The organism is Thermosulfurimonas sp. (genome assembly GCF_015491435.1).
Taxonomy (GTDB): domain Bacteria; phylum Desulfobacterota; class Thermodesulfobacteria; order Thermodesulfobacteriales; family Thermodesulfobacteriaceae; genus Thermosulfurimonas_A.
The window spans coordinates 1-17,052 of record NZ_WFVX01000108.1 but is presented as its reverse complement, the minus strand read 5'-3'; the positions used below and the strand labels follow the sequence as shown (position 1 = coordinate 17,052).

Here is a 17,052-nt window from a genome sequence, read left to right as displayed (position 1 = left end):
CTATACCTTTTAAGAAGTTTCCCCGATCATTTTCAGGAACTCCTCTTCGTTGATAATGGTAAGGCCTAGGGCCCGGGCACGGTCGTACTTGGAACCCGGGTTCTCGCCCACCACCACATAGTCCACGTTGCGGGAAACCGAGGAGGCCACCCTTCCGCCCAGGGCCTGCACCCGGCGTTTGGCCTCCTCCCGGGTCATGCTCTTTAAGGCCCCGGTGAAGACAAAGGTCTTTCCGGAAAGGGTCTTTTCCGTCGGGGCCTCCTCGGCCTTTTCCTCCTCGAAGGTGATTCCGGCCTGAAGAAGCTTTTCCAGGGTCTTCAGATTCCGCTCGTTACGGAACCATTCCCAGACCGCCCGGGCCGCCTCCGGGCCGATCCCGGGAACACTCATAAGGTCGGCCATGGAGGCGTTCTTTATGGCCTCAAGGCTTTTGAAGTGCTGGGCCAAAAGCTGGGCCGCCACCTCACCCACATGCCGGATCCCCAGGGCGTAAAGGAAACGAGCCAGGGTAGTCTTCTTGCTGCGCTGGATGGCCTCGTAAAGATTACGGGCCTTCTTCAGGGCAAAGCCCGGGAGCTGAAGCAGATCCTCCACCTTGAGGTAATAGAGATCGCCCACGTCCTGGACCAGGCCCCGGTCCACCAGGGCCTCGGCCACCTTGGTGCCCAGGCCCTCGATGTCCATGGCTGCGCGGCTGGCGAAATGAAGGAGATGGCGTACCAGCTGGCCATAGCAGCCCCGATTGGGGCACCGCCACACCGCCTCCCCGGGCTTGCGCTCAAGTTTGGTGCCGCAAACCGGACACCTTTCCGGCATCTTAAAGGGTTTTTCGTTTCCGGTGCGGCGTTCCTTGATCACCATTACGATCTCCGGAATCACGTCGCCGGCCCGCTGCACCAGCACCCAGTCGCCGATGCGCACGTCCTTGCGCCGGATCTCGTCCTCGTTATGCAGGGTGGCCCGGGAGACCACCACGCCCCCCACCTGGACGGGCTTAAGGATGGCCACCGGGGTCACCGCTCCGGTGCGGCCCACCTGGACCACTATATCCAGCACCTGGGTGGTGACCTGGGTGGGAGGGAACTTATAGGCCAGGGCGTAACGGGGGCTCCGGGCTTTGGTGCCGAGTTTTTCCCACAGGGAAAGATCGTTCACCTTGATCACGATTCCGTCGATCTCATAGGGAAGTTCCTCGCGCCGCCGTTCCATCTCGTGGTGATACTCGATGGCCTCCCGGATGTTTCGAACCTTCCGCACCAGGGGGTTGACCTTGAGTCCCCATTTGGGAAGGGTGGTGAGGATCTCCCACTGGGTCCTGAACTCGTAGCCCTCGACCCGGCCCACCCCGTAAAAGAAGATGTCCAGCGGGCGTTTGGCGGTCACGTTGGGGTCGAGCTGCCTTAAGGAACCGGCAGCTGCGTTTCGGGGATTGGCAAAGGGGGGTTCGCCCTTAGCCAGGCGCTCCTCGTTTAAGCGCTTGAAATCGTCCTTGCGCATGAAGACCTCGCCCCGGGCCTCAAGGAGCCGGGGGATGGGCACTCCGTCTCCGGAAAAGAGCCTGAGCGGGATGCTCTTTATGGTTTTTAAGTTGTTGGTCACATCCTCTCCGGTGTAGCCGTCGCCCCGGGTGGAGCCCACGGTAAACCGTCCCTCCTCATAGACCAGCTCCACGGCCAGCCCGTCCATCTTGGGTTCCACGGTGTATTCAATATCCTGGTCCTCGGGAAGGTTTAAAAAACGCTTGACCCGGCGATCAAACTCCAGGACCTCGTCCTCGGAGAAGGCGTCGTCCAGGGAGAGCATGGGCACGGCGTGCGGCACCGTGCGGAACTCCTTGGCCGGGGGGTAGCCCACCCGCTGGGTGGGAGAGTCCGGGGTTACCAGTTCCGGGTACTTCTCCTCAAGCTCCTTCAGCTCCCGCATGAGGGCGTCGTATTCCGCATCGGAGATCACCGGCGAGTCCAGCACGTAGTAGCGGTAGTTGTGGTACTCGATCTCCTCGCGCAATTTTTTCACCCGTTCGATCACTTCCGGCGGAATTTCCCTTTTGGCCTCGGCCATAAGACACCTCCCCGAGGTTTTCAGAGGCTTCTTCGTTCATTATTATAAGCACTCCGATTATGAAAAAATACCTCTGGCTTAGCGGATTGATCTGTCCCTTTCACCTGCTGGCCCAGCTGCGCTCAAGGCGCCGGGAAGCACTCAGGGAAAGGAGGCGTCCCCGGTTCGCGCTCTCTTCGGAGCGTCCCAGGATCTGGATCCACACCCTTTCGGTGGGGGAGCTTCAGGCCGCAGGCGTCCTGCTTGAGGGCCTAGCCTCGGCCTTTCCGCAATACCAGCCGGTGCTCACCGTGGCCACGGTTTCCGGGCTAAAGAGGGCCCGGGAGCTCTGGGGAGAGCGGTTCCCGGTGTATCCCGGGCCCCTTCACTGTCCGTGGGTTCTCGAGCGCTACCTTTCGGCCCTCTCTCCCCGGATTTTTCTTCTGGTGGAAAGCGACCTCTGGCCGCACTGGCTGGGAATGCTCCGGGCCCGCGGAATCCCTCTTATTTTTGTCAATGCCGCCCTTTCGGAAAGGTCCTTCCGGCGTCTTCGTCGCTTTCGGTTCCTGGCCCGCTGGTTCTACGACCCCTTCTCCCTCATCCTTGCGGCCAGTGAGGAGGATCGCCGGAGAATCGCGGCCCTGGCCTCCGGCCCCCAGGTGCTCTATCTCGGGAACCTCAAATACGATTTTCCCCCGCCGGAGCGTCGGGAGATAGAATGCCTGGCCCGGAGCCTTGGTCCCTTCCTTTCGCCTCCGGTCCTGGTGTGCGGTTCCACCCACCCCGGTGAGGAGGAGATCCTGCTTCGGGCCTTTGCCCGCCTCGGGCGGGGAACCCTCATCCTCTGTCCCCGCCGCCCGGAGCGGGCCCGGGAGGTCCTCGATCAGGCGAGGGCCATGGGGTTTTCCGCGGCCTTACGTTCCCGGCCCGAGGCCGCCCGAGTGATAGTGGTGGACACCCTAGGGGAACTGCGGGCCCTTTACGGGCTCGCGGATCTCGCCTTCGTGGGGGGCACTCTGGTCCCGGTGGGAGGGCACAATCTCCTTGAACCCGCGGCCCTTAAGGTTCCGGTAACCTTCGGGCCGGAGGTGGAAAGCGTGGCCTCGGTGGCCCGGGAGCTTCGGGAGACCGGCGGCGGAATATGCGTCCCCCCTCACCCCGAAGAAGTGGCCTCGGCCTGGGCAAGGGTCCTTTCCGCCTCCGAAAGGTACGGGCAGGCTGCCTTTTCCGTCTATGAGCGCCACCGGGGGGCCGCAAAACGCTATCTTTCCGTGTTGAGTCACTACCTTTAGAAGGAGGGAAAGGAATGGAAGCCTGGGAGATCGCCCGTTACATGAAGGAGCACGATCGGGTGGCGGTATGGCTGGGGGTGGAGATCCTGGAGGTGCGTCCGGGCTATGCCCGCATGGCCATGGTGGTGCGGGAGGACATGCTTAATGCCGCCGGGATCTGTCAGGGCGGGGTGACCTTTTCGCTTGCGGATTTTGCCTTCGCCGTGGCCTCAAACAGCCACGGAAGGCTGGCTCTGGCGGTCTCGGCCCAGATCTACTATCCGGCTGCGGCCCGGGCCGGGGAGCGGCTCATCGCCGAGGCCCGGGAGGTGAATCTTACGGAAAAGACCGGAATTTACGAGGTCTCGGTGCGCAAGGAGGACGGGACCCTGGTGGCCTTTTTTACCGGAGAGGTGGTAAGACGCGGGGCCTTTAACCCGCAGGCCTTATCGCCAGGGCAATGAAGCGCTCGCCCTCACGGAAGATGAGGCGTTTTCGATGAAGATCCTTGAGGAAGGCCCGCAGGGCCTCCTCGGAGACCGAAGGGAAGGCCTCGCGCAGGGTTCTGAGATCCCGGGGCTCGGTGAGAAAGAGATAAATCCTGCGGGAGGGGCCTTTTAAACGGTGGTGAAGGATGCGCCCCTCCGGGGTTACCTGGCGGATGAGAAGGAAGTCCCCGCCCTCGCGAAAGGTAAGAAGCGGCCCGTGTTTTTCGCGAAGACGCGTCCAAACCTTCTGCCAGTTTTTTACCTTTTTTATCACCGGCTGCCAGAGTTTTTGGCTTCTCCTGCGATCGCCGCTATAGGCCCAGGAAAGCGGCACCAGCCGCTTTAAGATTTCCTCCGGAAAGAGATAGCGGTAGTGAGGATGGGGATAGAGGCGTTTTAGGCCGAAGTCCTGCGGACGATGGAAGACCGGGCTTCCGTAGCCCAGCCAGAAGGAGACGGTGGTGAGCGGCCGGAAGGGAAAGACATAGTCCAGGGCCGAAAGGGTCTCGGCTATCTCCTCCTCGGTGCTTCCCGGGAAGTGGCAGATGAGGTTTGCGGAAAGCTCAAGCCCGGCTTCCTCGCAGTGACGCATGGCCGCCACGTTGGCCATGGCCGTGGTGCCCTTTCCCAGGCGCCGAAGAAGCGAGGTGGAGAGGGCCTCGATCCCGATCTGTACCCAGTAGAGCCCGCCCCGGCGCATCCGGCGATATTCTTCGGCGGAGTAAACGGCTCTTAATTCGGCAAAGATGCGGTAGTCGCGTCCGTCGCGGGAAAGTTCCTCAAAGAGCTTAAGGGCCTCGGCCCGGTCCAGGCAATTGTCCATAAAGGCGAAATCAAGGAGCCCGGCCCGGGCGTGGATTCTTATGTCCTTAAGCACCTTTTCTAAGGGCCTTCGGCGATAGCCGTGCCACTGAAGGTTGAGGTTACAGAAATGACACCGTCCCCACCAGCAGCCCCGCGAGGCCTCAAGGGGAATCACCGGAAAGAAGCGTCTTTCCGGAGGCAGGGTAGAGAGTTCCCGAAAATAATCCTCATAGATGGGGGAGGGGATCTCCTCGGGACTTAAGACCTCCTCTCCTCCTCCGTCGATTTTTTTCCCGTTCCGATAAAAGATTCCGGGTAGGTCCTTCGGAGCCTGGCCCTTTCGCAGGGCCTCCACCAGGGCGGCCAGGGGGCGTTCGCCCTCCCGATTGATAACCACATCTATGAAGGGAAACACCTCCAGGAGGCTTCGCCCCAGGTCCTCAGCGCAAAGGGCGCCGCCGAAGGCTATGAGGAGTCGAGGAAAACGCTGCTTGAGCCTTCGAGCCGCCCAGAGGGAAAGGGTGAGCTGATTCAAACAGACTGAAAACCCCACCAGGGAAAATTCCTCCCAGGGAATATGATCCAGATACCGGGAGAGGGTTCCTTCTATCTTCTTGAGGAGCTCTTCGTAATCCCGGTCGAGGCCCTCCCGTCGGGCCAGGCGCAGGTAAAGTTTGCGGGCCGAGGAACGCTTCTCCGGAAAGAGCAAACCCGCTCCCAGACTCTCGGATAACCAGGAGGAGTCGCAGATTCGGAGATAATCCTGATAACCCAGGTCCCGGGCCAGAGCCAGATAGGGATGGAAGGTTTTAACTTCTATTTCCGGAAAACGAAAGCGCAGGTATCCTTTTAATACCCCCAATTGTACCGAGGGCCGATTGAAAAGGGGCCAGGGCATGGAAACAAGGGCTATCTTCATAGGGCTTGTTTTATGGCGCTCTCTAACCTATGCTAGCTTTAAGTATATAGGAGGTCGGGAATGGGTGAAAGAAGGGAACTCAAACCGGAAGAGCTTACGGTAAAGATCGAGCCGGAGAGTCTAGAGATAACCAGTTCCGAGGATCTTTTGCAGGAGGAACCTTCCCCGGTAATGGCCCAGGAACGGGCCCTTTCCGCTCTCTCGCTGGGGCTCCGCCTGGAAGATCTGGATGTACATATCTATGTGGCCGGGGAGGTGGAACTCGGTTCCGAATATCTGGTTAAGGTCCTCACCGAGGAGGAAGCGCGGCGGCGTCCCACCCCCTCGGATTGGTGCTATGTCTATAACTTTGAGGATCCGGATCGGCCTCTTCCTCTGGAGTTTCCCGCCGGCAAGGGTCGGGAGTTCAAAAAAGATATGGAGAACCTCATTCGCACCCTGCGGGAACGTCTTCCCGAGGCCTTTGAGGACGAAAACTATGTCCAGAAGAAGGAGGCCCTGCTCAAGGAATTCAACCAAAAACGGGCTCAGATCTTTGAGGCCCTGGAGAACAAGGTCAAGGCCGAGGGCTTCATCCTGAACGTGGAACCCATGGGCATGATGATCATTCCGGCCAAGCCCGACGGCACCCCCATGACCCCGCAGGATGTACAGGGGTTGCCTGAGGAGGAAAAAGAGCGCCTCAAAGCCAAAAGCCGCGAACTTCAGCAGGAATTGAATGCTACGGTCCGTCATATCCAGAAACTGGAAAAGGATCTGCAGGAGGCCCTCAAGGCTCTGGATCGGGAGGTGGCCTCGGAAGTGGTCCAGTTCTATTTACGGGACCTTTTACATAAATACGCGGCCCTGACCCCGGTTCAGGAATATCTGGGGGCGGTGGCCAGAGACATTCTGGAGCATCTGGATGAATTCCGTCAGGCTCCCGGGAAGGAGCCGCCTCATCCTCCCTTCCCGATGCCGGTTCCCCCGCGGGAGTCCTTCTTTCAGCGTTACGAGGTCAACCTGTTTGTGGATAATTCCGGCCTTGAGGGGGCTCCGGTGGTCTTTGAACCCAACCCCACCTATCCCCGATTGTTCGGGGCCATCGAGCGTAAAGCCCAGTGGGGAGCCCTGATCACGGATTTCACCATGCTTCGGGCCGGAAGCCTCCACCGGGCCAACGGAGGGTTCCTTATTGTTCGGGCCCTGGATCTCCTGCGACATTTTTATTCCTGGGAGACCCTTAAACGCATCATCAAGAGCCGCAAGATATTCCTGGAGGATCTGGGTGAGCAGCTGGGGCTTTTCACCACCAAGACCCTTCAGCCCAAACCCATTCCCTTTCGGGCCAAGGTCATTCTTATCGGAGACCTCTTTCTCTATCATCTTCTCTATACCTTTGACGAGACCTTTCGGGAACTTTTTAAGATAAAGGCTCCCCTGGAAGACTGGGTGGATCGTAACAAAGCCCGCACCCGGGAATTCCTGCGCACCGTGGCCCTTATGGTCAAAAAGAAGGGGTTGCTTCCGGTCTCGGCCGACGGGCTGGCCCGGCTGGTGGAATACTCCTGTGAGCTGGCCGGCCGTAAGGACAAACTCTCGCTCAAGCTCCCCGAAATCCTGGATGTTCTGCGGGAGGCCGATTACTGGGCCCGAGAGGAGGGAGCCTCCACGGTTTCCGCCGTTCATATCGAGAAGGCCCTGCAGGAAAGGAAGAGGCGTCTTTCCCTGGTGGAGGATCGCATTCAGGAATTCATCCGGAAGGACATCCTTCGCATCCGCACCACCGGGGAGGAGGTGGGAAGTATAAACGGACTTTCGGTATATGACCTGGGGGACTATCGTTTCGGGCGTCCCACCCGGATTACGGTCAATATCTCCCTGGGCAAGGAGGGGGTGGTCAACATCGAAAGGGAGGCCGAGCTGTCGGGGAAGATTCATACCAAGGGGGTGCTCATCCTCTCCGGGTTTTTGAGGGAGCGTTTCGTGCAGGATAAACCCCTTACCCTTTCGGCCACCCTCTGTTTTGAGCAGAGCTACGGCATGGTGGAGGGAGACTCGGCTTCAAGCGCCGAGCTTTTCGCCCTGCTTTCGGCCCTTTCCGGAGTCCCCCTTAAACAGGGGGTGGCGGTTACCGGGTCCATCAGTCAGAAGGGGGAAATTCAGCCCGTGGGCGGGGTCAAGGAAAAGATAGAGGGTTTCTTTAAGGTCTGTGTGGAAAAAGGGCTTACCGGGGATCAGGGAGTCATCATCCCGGCGGCCAATGTGGACGATCTCGTCCTGGATCGCCAGGTGGTGGAAGCGGTGGAGAAGGGGCTCTTTCATATCTGGCCCATATCCCGGGTGGAGGAGGGCATAGAGATTCTTACCGGGATGCCGGCCGGAGAAAGGGGGCCGGATGGCCGGTACCCGGAGGGCACGGTCTTTTATCTGGTGGACAAACGCTTAAGGGAACTCGCCGAACGAGCCCGCGAATTTGCCCGGGAGGAAAAGGAAAAGGGCGCTTGAGTTTTTCTCAGGCTAAAGATCTTCCAAGAGGTCCGAAACCTTTCCCTCCCTAAAATCTTTCTTTGCCTGGTTCAGAAGTTTTCGGAATTCCTCTCGGTGGGTTGAATAGAATCGTTCCCATTCCCAATCTTCTACGACTTCCTCAAGAACACTCCTAAATCTCTCTTCTACTCTTTCTAAAAGATGGGGAGGAAGACTTTGAATCATCTCTATAAGGGTTGCTCTCACTTCCTCGGCCATGATAAAGTCTCCTTAAATGAGATCCCTTAAGTCTTCTGGTTTTCAAAAATATTTTAAAAGACTTCCTCCGGAAATACAAGAAAAGGCTCGTAAAGCTTTCAAACTTTGGCTTGAGAATCCATTCCATCCCTCGCTGCGCTTCAAGTGCATAGACCGTGAAGAAAACGTGTGGTCCATACGGATTGATCGCAATTATCGGGCGCTGGCCTATAAGGAAGAAGAGCTCTTTTTGTGGTTTTGGATAGGACCTCATAAAGAATACGAGCGCAAGCTTTAAATCCTCACTCCCCGCCGAGTTTTGGGGTCTTCCCCCGGTGCCAGAGATGGACGATGGGGCTGGCCACGAAGACCGAGCTGTAGGTCCCCACGATCACCCCCAGGAGAAGGGCCAGAGCAAAGTCCCTCAGGACTACCCCTCCGAAAAGAAAGATGGCCAGAATAGCCAGGAGCGTGGTCAGAGAGGTGATGATGGTCCGGGCCAGCATTTCGTTTACGCTGCGGTTGATGAGTTCGGCAAAGGGGGTGCGGGTCCCCAGTTTGCGGATGTTCTCCCGGATACGGTCGAAAATGACCACGGTGTCCGTAAGGGAATATCCGGCCAGGGTGAGAAGGGCGGTGATGAGGAGGAGGGAGATCTCCCGGTTCATGAGATAAAAGAGTCCCAGCACAGCCAGCACATCGTGGAAGGTGGCCACCGCCGCCGCCACCCCGAAACTCAGTTTAAAGCGAAAGGCCAGATAAAGGATGAAACCCACCAGGGAGATCAGGATGGCCAGAATGGCCTTGTGTTTGAGTTCGCGGCTTATGGCCGAACCGATTTCCTCCTTTCCGATGAGTTTAAAGTGAAGATCCGGGAATTTTTCCTGAAGGATCCTGGTAATGGATTTCTCGGTACCCCCCACGGTTTCGGTCTTTTCCCGGACCCTCACCAGAAGGAGGTTTTCTCCCTTCACATCCTGAAGCTGAAACCCCTTAATGCCGGCCTGCCCCAGGGCCTTTCGGATCTTATCCAGGGAGAAGGGTTTTTCGGCTCGATAATAGGCCAGGATCCCTCCTCCCAGATCCACTCCCAGGTTGGCTGCTCCCCGGGAGATCTGCACGAAGGCCACCAGCCCCAGGGTGACCAGGATTCCCGATATGACGAAGGCCAGACGCCGAAAGCCCATGAAATTCCAGTTGGGTTTGCCTATGATCTGGAGGAAGTTGATCCTGGGGGTCTTTCCTTTGGCAATCAGGGCATCATAGACCAGCCGGGTGCCGAAGATGGCGGTGAAGAGGTTGATAACGATACCCGCGGAAAGGGTTACCGCGAATCCCTTGATGGGACCGGTGCCGAAGAGGAAGAGGGCCAGCGCGGTGATCAGGGTGGTCACGTGGGCATCTACAATGGTCCAGAAGGCCCGGTCGTAGCCGGCGTTGATGGCCGCCCGCGGCGGTCGTCCCAGGAGCAGTTCCTCCCGCATCCGCTCAAAGATGAGGACGTTGGAGTCCACGCCCATGCCCATGGTGAGGATGATACCGGCGATACCCGGAAGGGTCAGGGTGGCCCGGAAGAGACTCAGGACCGCCAGGAGAAAGAGGATGTTCAGGAGCAGGGCGATATCCGCAATGAAGCCGGAAAAACGGTAATAAACGATCATGAAAAGGAGGACCGCTACCCCGCCCAGGATACCGGAAAAAAGCCCCTTACGGATGGAATCCCGCCCCAGGGTGGGCCCCACGGTAATGTTCTGGATGACCTTGACCGGAGCGGGAAGGGCTCCGGCCCGAAGCACTATGGCCAGATCCGAGGCCTCCTCATAGGTGAAACCTCCAGTGATCTGGGCCTGTCCTCCGGGAATACGTTCCCGGATGACCGGGGCCGAGCGCACCACATTGTCCAGCACGATAGCCAGCCGCCGCCCCACATTCTCCCCGGTGACCCGTTCAAAGATCCGCGCTCCGCGGGAGGTGAGGGTCAGGGAGACATAGGGTTCGTTGTAAGGGCCGCCGATACGTACATGCGCGGTCTTGACCATGTCTCCGGTGAGAAGGGCCCGGCGCTTAAGGATGATGAGACGCTTTATAACCCGACCGGTCTCCCGATCCCGGGTTACCCAGAAATAGACCTCGTCTCCGGGAGGAAGATAGGGACGCAGGATCCGGTTAAGGTCCTCCCGGGTATAATCGGGCTTGAGGCGCCCCTCCTTAAGGGCCTGATCAATGAGGCGATAATAGAAATCGATCCGGCGCATGGCCTCCTCATCCACCAGTTTGAACTCCAGCTGCGCCGTCTGCCCGATGAGTTTCAGGGCCCGCTCCGGGTTCTTCACCCCGGGAAGCTGGACCACGATCTTGTCCTTGCCCTGGCGCACGATGACCGGCTCGGTAACCCCGAACTGGTCCACCCGGTTGCGAATGACCTCAAGGCTCTGTTCCACCGCGTGATCGCGGATAAAACGGACCCTTTCTTCCGAGAGAGCCAGAAGCAGGGAGGGATACTGACCGGAGGTCTCCCGGACGATCTTTATCTCCGGATAGTCCCGATCGATGAGGGTCTTGGCCCGGGCCAGATCGGTGGCCTTTTGAAATACCAGCTGAAAGCCCTGCGGGGTTTCCTTGATGGTTACCCGAATGCCCCGTTTTCCCAGGGCCTCCTTCAGATCCTGCACCGAGGCGTTGAGGGCGTTGCGAATGGCCTTATCCACATCCACCTGGAGCACCACCTGCATACCGCCCTGAAGATCCAGACCCAGCTTGAGTCCGGCACCGTTGACGTATCTCTTAAACCAGGAAGGCAGACCCGGATAGAAGGAGGGGAGCACCAGGATCACCGAAAAGACGGTGAGCAACAGGACCAGAAGAATCTTGAGCTTCAGAGAGCGGGGCATGAGAGCCTCCTTGCCAGAAAAGTTTTATTTCTCCTAGCGCAAAAGAGCCGTCTTGACAAGTACACCTCCGCTAATTCCGGGCACAGAGCCCTTCGCGGAGGTGTTTAATATCCTTTCGGAGGAGCTCCGGAAAGGAGAGGTTGCGATCTTCCGGGAAAAGAGGGATCCCGGGATTAAGGGTGAGCACGCGAACTCCGGCCTGGCGCTGGAAGAGCAGGGCGTATTTCCGAAACTCGGGATCCAGGAGAAAAACCACCGGTATCCTCCGACGCTTTACCAAAAGGAGCACGGAGCGCAGTCTCCCGGGAACGACCTCGCTTTCCGGATGGACTCCGGCCAGGGATATGGGCTTAAGTCCCGCTTCCCTTAAAAGGTAGGTAAGGGCTGCATGCCCCAGGATGACCACCCTGCGGCGGGGGCACCTGGAAAGGCCTTTCAATTCCCTCCGTATCTCTTCCAGAAGAGAGATGAGATTTTGGGCCCTTTTCCGGTAAGAAGGGGCTCCTTTGGGATCCAGGACCTCCAGTTTGTGCACCATTCGGTGAATAAAATCCTCCAGGCGCGGAAGATCCAGCCACAGATGGGGGTCCTCCAGTTTCTGACCCCGGGTCAAAAAGAGGGTCTTTTTTTGGAGTAAACGATGTTTCTTAAGCCAGGGTTCAAACCCTACGGCCAGGATAAGATCGCTTTGAAAAAGCTGCAGGAAATCCCGGTACCCGGGTTCGAAGTGGTGCACATCCCGTCCGGGAGGGACGAGCAGATGGATCCGGGCCTGGGGGGCCACGTACCGGGCCACATCATAGAGAGGATATACGGTAGCGGTTATAGAGAGGGCCGATACCCCGGGGATATATCCCCAGAAGAAAAGGAAGAGAAAGCATGCGGTAAGGATACCCGAAAAGCGGGAAAACATGACCTCAGGCTTCGGGCCAGATTACCAGGATCTGTCCGGGCAGAAGATGGCTGGAAGAGAGGTTATTCCAGGTCTTGAGTTTGCGTATGGAGACCCCGTATTTCCGGGAAATCCGCCAGAGGGTGTCTCCGCGTCGGACCCGATAGTACATGGGTTTTCCCTCCCGGTTCTTGCGGGCTGCTACATAGAAGCTGGCCTGTTCCCGATAGGGGATGATTAAAACCTGCCCCACCCGGATGAGGTTCCCCCGGATATCGTTAAACTGCCGCAGGACTCTCAGCGGAACTTTATAATAGGAGGCTATGCGCAGGAGGGTATCCCCCCGCCGGACCCGATAACGAAGGGAACGCCGGTGATAGACGAAACGGACCCGATGGAGGTAACGCCGTACGGACTCTGCCGTCCCGAAGGGGACCTTTACCGGATAGGTCTCCAGGTAGGGCGGGGTTTTGGCTCGACGCAGCTCCGGGTTTAACCAGCGGATGGTTTCGTAATCCACCCCTGCGGCCAGGGCCACCATGCGCAGATCGGTCCCCCCCGGAACTTTGACTATTTCGTAGTCCAGAGGAGGGTCGTATTCTACGAAGAAACCAAACTTTCGAGGATTTTTGGCGATGATAACCGCGGCTATCCATTTAGGTAGGTAGTTTTTGGTTTCCCGGCGCAGATATCTGTATCTGCACAGACGCCAGTAGTTGCGGGTGCGATAGCGGGCGATGGCCCGGATGATCTTTCCCTCTCCGGCATTATAGGCGGCACAGGCCAGGCGCCAGTCGCTGAACATGGCGTAAAGATCCGAAAGATAGAGGGCCGCAGCCAGCGTGGACTTTTCCGGATCGCGCCGCTCGTCCACCCAGTAGTTGATCTTGAGGCCGTATTTGCGGGCCGTGGCTCGCATGAACTGCCATATCCCGCAGGCCCCGGCCCGGGAATAAGCAAAAGGGTTGAATCCACTTTCGATCATGGCCAGATAGGCCAGATCCCTGGGGATTCCGTATCTCTGAAAGATGTTTTCTATGATGGGAAGATAACGGCCCGACCTCTTTAGCCAGAGGGTAAACATGCCCCTCTTTTTCCGGGAGAAGTAGCGAATAAAGTACTTTACCTGGTCATTGAGATTGGGAGGGAGGTTCTCGGAGACGATTTCTTCCGGCAGAACCTCCAGGTGTTCCTCCAGGACGTTTTCATCATTATAGTCTTCCAGGGAAAAGGATTTCTGTTCAAAAGGGAAGACTTGCGACCACAAAACTAAAATCAAACTCAAAACAAGAAACCACAGCCTGAAAAGACGGAAACTATACATAGCGTAACCTTTTATAACATAAGGAAGGAAGGCGGGTCAAGCACTGGATCGCCTCAAAAATTATAGCAATTGGATATAGATCTTGACAAAGTATCTTTGGAATGGTCTTTTTGTAGTAGCATTTAGAATCCCATATCGAGGCCGATATCTATGTTGTCGGAAGAAAGAATCGAATACTACCGTAATTTGGGGCTTAAGATAACCCCTCAGCGGCTGGCCATCCTGGAGTATCTGGAGAAACACTTCACCGCCCATCCTACCGCCGAGGACATCTACCGCTACGTAAAGGAACGCTTTCCCAGCATGTCTTTCGCCACCGTGTATAATACTCTGGAGGCCCTCAAGGAACGGGGGCTGGTAAAGGAACTTTATATTGAAGAAGGTAAGAAACGTTTCGATCTAAATGTCCAACCCCATCATCATTTCTATTGCACTTCCTGCGGACGCCTGATTGATCTTCATGAGGGGGTGAAGGTGGAGATATCCGAGAGGTTCAAAAATAAACTTAATATTTTAGAGATCCGGGTCTTTTTCTTGGGTATCTGTGACCGGTGTCAGGGATAGGAGGAAAGTTTACTTAATAATACCCTTCATTAAATTCCCCCTTGACTTATTTTCGGTATTCATCTAAAACGGGACTTAAAAGCAATTAAATAATTAAGGAGGGCGGTATGAATAAAGCAGAACTTGTTGCACGTATGGCAGCCATTTCCGGAATGACTAAAGCTGCTTCGGAAAAGGCCTTGAATGCGTTTATTGAGGCGGTAACCGAGGCCCTAGAAAAAGACGATAAAGTAACCCTGGTGGGGTTCGGGACTTTTATGGTGGCCGAGAGGGCGGCCCGTAAGGGGCGCAACCCTCGCACCGGGGAGGAGATAAATATCCCGGCCCGCAGGGTGGTCAAGTTCAAACCCGGAAGCACCCTGGAAGCCGCGATAAGCAAGAAAAAGAAGAAAAAATAAAGAAAATAGGCTTTTGAGACTTTTTAAGACCTTCCGGGTCTTTTAGGGCCCGGAAGGTTTCTATTCGAACTTTACTTCTGCTTGCAAGGTCTTTTCCCCCCGGCGATAGAGCAGTTTCATGGTATCTCCCTTCTTTTTGAAGGTTAGGATGATCTTGAGGGTGGCAACATCCTTTAATTTTTCCCCATCCGCCTCCACCAGAAGGTCTCCCTTTTTAAGGCCGGCTTTCTGGGCCGGAGAACCGGGGCTGACCCGGGCCACCTTTAACCCCTCCTTGGTCTCCTCCAGCCATACCCCCAGTCGGGCCGAAAAGGGCTCCCTGGCCGGTTCGGGATAGAGGATATAATCGGCAAAACCCGAGGTGATGCGTTCGTTCCCCCCCAGAACCAGGGTTACCAGAGAGGTAATGCCCCTTCTTTTGAGACGGGAGGGAATGCCAAAACCATACATGATATGCCCTTTTCCGGCCAGAAGGACCAGTTGATAATCCGGATGTTCCCTAAGCCAGCGTGCTGCGGTATCCGCCATGGTCTCGTCCCAGAGTATCTGGGCCTCGTAAAAATAGTCGAACTTGGGAAAACGAGCAGCAAAATTACGATGTTCCCGGTAAATACGATAAAGAAAGGCCCGGTAAGAGGGGTTATTCAGATCCATCTCCGGGAGCGAGGCTTTTTCCTCTACACTGAGTCCCTCCAGTCCGGAACGGGAGACCTTCTTCACCAGCTCGGAAGGAGCGTTTAAGGCCAGCACCGGAAGGCCCTTTTTACGGGCATAAAGAAGAATGGGACGGTAAAGTTTCCAGTCCATATTCCAGCGCTTGAAGTATTCGGTTTTTTCCAGCAATTCCCTTTCCGTTAGTTCCCCGGCTATAAAGAGATCCAGATACTTCTGAAAGGGACGTTGAAACATCTCCATGCCCACGGCTACCCGATGTCCGAGGGCGGTGAGACTCTTGATCACCTCCAGTTCGGTAAGGTGATGTTCGTAACGATCGTGTTCCTCCCCGATCAGGATCACCCGATAGAGACTGATCCGGCGAAGGATTTCCTTGAAGGGGAGGAGATCCTTCAGGGGCAATCCGGTAACCTCCGTGGAAAGCAAAAGACGAATTCCGTTTTCACCCGGAAGTCGGATTTTTTCCAGGAGTCTTCCCTCGCGGAAATAGAGACTCTGATAGCGCCAGTAGTATTCCAGCCGGGGAAGAATCTTCCGGATCTCCCCGGCATCCGTAGCCCGGAAAAAAAGAAAAGCCCCTTTGTTTCGATAGGGATGCCGCGCCACCTCCAGATAGGCTCCCCGGGGGAAACCCTTGCCGTGAAAAAGAAAGGTGAGATCCCGGGGGATTTCACCCAGAAAGACCCAGTTTTCCGGCCCCGGCCCGCCCGGGGGCAACTGATCCCAGACCACCCGGTATCCCCGCCGCCGGAGAAGATGAATCAGAGGTCGATACACCGGCCAATCCATACGACGAACCCAGACCTTTCCCCGCGAAGCCAGGATCAAACCCAGATTCGGAGGTAGTTCGTCGGGATCCAGTCTGCGCCAGAGACGGTATTCCGGGTCCAGTAGCACCTCTTCCGGAGGGGCTTTAAGGGTGACCTCCAGATCCTTACGGGGACCGGAGAGATCCACCTCCAGTTTCCGTTCCTCTCCTCCTTTTATCCACAGGGGTACCCGGAGATGATAATAGGGCGGATCCTGATAAAGGGTTAGACCCAGCCGATAGGTATGGTTCTCTTTGAGGAGATAACGTTTACTCAGATGCAAAGAGGGTTCCCCGGTTCGTTCAACCCATTGCTGGAAGAAAGCGGAAAGATCCCGGCGATAATGTTCCGAAAAGACCTGTTGGAGATCCTCCCAATCTGCCTCCTGATAAAGGTAGCGGGAGAGAAAATCCCTTAAGGCTCCGTAAAAGACCTGGTCCCCGACTGTTTGCCGGAGCATATAGAAGAAGTAAGCTCCTTTGCCGTAGCCCACGGCCTGGGAGCAGCGGTCCGTCCGGGCCACAAAGAGCGAAAGAGGAAAGGGATCCTTGCCCTGACACCACGTCTCATGGGAGATAAGGAGGTCTTTGCGGTAGGAAAGGCCCTTGCCCCTCTTTTCCGCCTGTTTCCAGTCGGCAAGATAGGTAACCAGCCCCTCCGACCAGTTGGCCTTCCGCGGATAGACTCCGCAGCCGAACCATTGGTGGAGTATCTCGTGGGGAAGGGAGGTATCGAGAATGAAGGGGAGGCGGATCACCTTCTCGCCGAAAAAGATGAGGGTGGGATAGGCCTCCCCCACCTCTCGATTTATCTCCACGATGGAAAGCCTTCGATAGGGCAGGGGACCCAGAAGTTGCTTGTACTGATCCAAATACTTTAAGGTCCTGGCCAGATAGGTCTGGGCCAGATCCGGGTCCGGGTGGCGAAGATACAGAGCCACGATGAGACGTCCGTGTTTGCGATAATAATATTCGTAGGGCCCGTAAATGAGAGGAGGAGGGGGGGTGGGGTGGTTCAGGACGAAGGTATAGACCTTGCGCCGCTTGCGGGTTTTTACCGTGAGTTTCTCCGCGGAAGTAATCACCTTAAGGGAGGCCGGAACGGTGACACTCAGCGTATAGTAGGAAAGGCCCTCCGGGGCGGGGAACCAGTTTCCGAAAAGGAGCCCTTCTCTGGCTCCCAGATAACCCCCTCTGGAGGCCTCTTCCCCCGGGGGAAAGACGGCTCGAAAACTAATCTCCACTTTTTCGGTTTTCCCCACCGTGAGGATG

Annotated in this window: 13 protein-coding genes; 6 read left to right on the top strand and 7 right to left on the bottom strand. The window is 56.8% G+C overall.

Annotation, left to right across the window (positions count from 1 at the left end; translation table 11 throughout):
* Positions 1-9: 9 nt before the first annotated feature.
* Positions 10-2,061 carry an NAD-dependent DNA ligase LigA gene (gene ligA, locus F8J34_RS04875; protein WP_297056885.1) on the bottom strand — a complete coding sequence of 684 codons (2,052 nt, stop codon included), beginning with the start codon at positions 2,059-2,061 and terminating at the stop codon, positions 10-12.
* A gap of 59 nt (positions 2,062-2,120) precedes the next feature.
* Here ligA and F8J34_RS04870 point away from each other — a divergent pair, with 59 nt between their 5' ends.
* Both F8J34_RS04870 and paaI read left to right on the top strand, forming a co-directional pair.
* A complete protein-coding gene (locus F8J34_RS04870; protein ID WP_297056884.1) occupies positions 2,121-3,332 on the top strand; it encodes a glycosyltransferase N-terminal domain-containing protein in 1,212 nt (403 codons plus the stop codon).
* 14 nt (positions 3,333-3,346) lie between these two features.
* Positions 3,347-3,775: a hydroxyphenylacetyl-CoA thioesterase PaaI gene (gene paaI, locus F8J34_RS04865; RefSeq protein ID WP_297056883.1), complete on the top strand. Its 429-nt coding sequence runs from the start codon at positions 3,347-3,349 to the stop codon at positions 3,773-3,775.
* Here the strand turns inward: paaI and F8J34_RS04860 are convergent.
* A complete protein-coding gene (locus tag F8J34_RS04860; protein WP_297056882.1) occupies positions 3,744-5,522 on the bottom strand; it encodes a RiPP maturation radical SAM C-methyltransferase in 1,779 nt (592 codons plus the stop codon). The genes paaI and F8J34_RS04860 overlap by 32 nt on opposite strands.
* 60 nt (positions 5,523-5,582) lie before the next feature.
* Here F8J34_RS04860 and F8J34_RS04855 point away from each other — a divergent pair, with 60 nt between their 5' ends.
* Positions 5,583-8,009 (top strand): ATP-binding protein, encoded by a 2,427-nt coding sequence (locus F8J34_RS04855; RefSeq protein WP_297056881.1) that lies wholly within the window; start codon positions 5,583-5,585, stop codon positions 8,007-8,009.
* Between the two features lie 12 nt (positions 8,010-8,021).
* On the opposite strand, the gene F8J34_RS04850 is transcribed toward F8J34_RS04855, so the two are convergent.
* Positions 8,022-8,249 carry a hypothetical protein gene (locus F8J34_RS04850; protein WP_297056880.1) on the bottom strand — a complete coding sequence of 76 codons (228 nt, stop codon included), beginning with the start codon at positions 8,247-8,249 and terminating at the stop codon, positions 8,022-8,024.
* A gap of 16 nt (positions 8,250-8,265) precedes the next feature.
* Between F8J34_RS04850 and F8J34_RS04845 the strand changes: the two genes are divergently transcribed.
* On the top strand, positions 8,266-8,526 hold the full coding sequence (locus F8J34_RS04845) for a hypothetical protein (RefSeq protein WP_297056879.1): 261 nt from the start codon (positions 8,266-8,268) through the stop codon (positions 8,524-8,526).
* A gap of 4 nt (positions 8,527-8,530) precedes the next feature.
* Here F8J34_RS04845 and secD read toward each other — a convergent pair whose 3' ends face one another.
* The 3 genes from secD to F8J34_RS04830 form a co-directional block, all read right to left on the bottom strand.
* The gene (gene secD / locus F8J34_RS04840) at positions 8,531-11,119 is read right to left on the bottom strand and encodes a protein translocase subunit SecD (RefSeq protein ID WP_297056878.1); all 2,589 of its coding nucleotides are present in this window, start codon (positions 11,117-11,119) and stop codon (positions 8,531-8,533) included.
* Between the two features lie 70 nt (positions 11,120-11,189).
* On the bottom strand, positions 11,190-12,032 hold the full coding sequence (locus tag F8J34_RS04835; protein ID WP_297056877.1) for a metal ABC transporter substrate-binding protein: 843 nt from the start codon (positions 12,030-12,032) through the stop codon (positions 11,190-11,192).
* A 4-nt stretch (positions 12,033-12,036) separates the two neighbouring features.
* Positions 12,037-13,335, bottom strand: coding sequence for a lytic transglycosylase domain-containing protein (locus tag F8J34_RS04830; RefSeq protein ID WP_297056876.1), 1,299 nt, complete (start codon positions 13,333-13,335; stop codon positions 12,037-12,039).
* Positions 13,336-13,485: 150 nt separating this feature from the next.
* Between F8J34_RS04830 and F8J34_RS04825 the strand changes: the two genes are divergently transcribed.
* Both F8J34_RS04825 and F8J34_RS04820 read left to right on the top strand, forming a co-directional pair.
* Positions 13,486-13,899 (top strand): Fur family transcriptional regulator, encoded by a 414-nt coding sequence (locus tag F8J34_RS04825; protein WP_297056875.1) that lies wholly within the window; start codon positions 13,486-13,488, stop codon positions 13,897-13,899.
* 107 nt (positions 13,900-14,006) lie between these two features.
* Positions 14,007-14,297, top strand: a complete 291-nt coding sequence (locus F8J34_RS04820) for an HU family DNA-binding protein (protein WP_363315422.1) — start codon at positions 14,007-14,009, stop codon at positions 14,295-14,297.
* A 60-nt stretch (positions 14,298-14,357) separates the two neighbouring features.
* Here the strand turns inward: F8J34_RS04820 and F8J34_RS04815 are convergent.
* A partial coding sequence (locus F8J34_RS04815) for a ChaN family lipoprotein (protein WP_297056874.1) occupies positions 14,358-17,052 on the bottom strand: 2,695 nt, incomplete at its 5' end.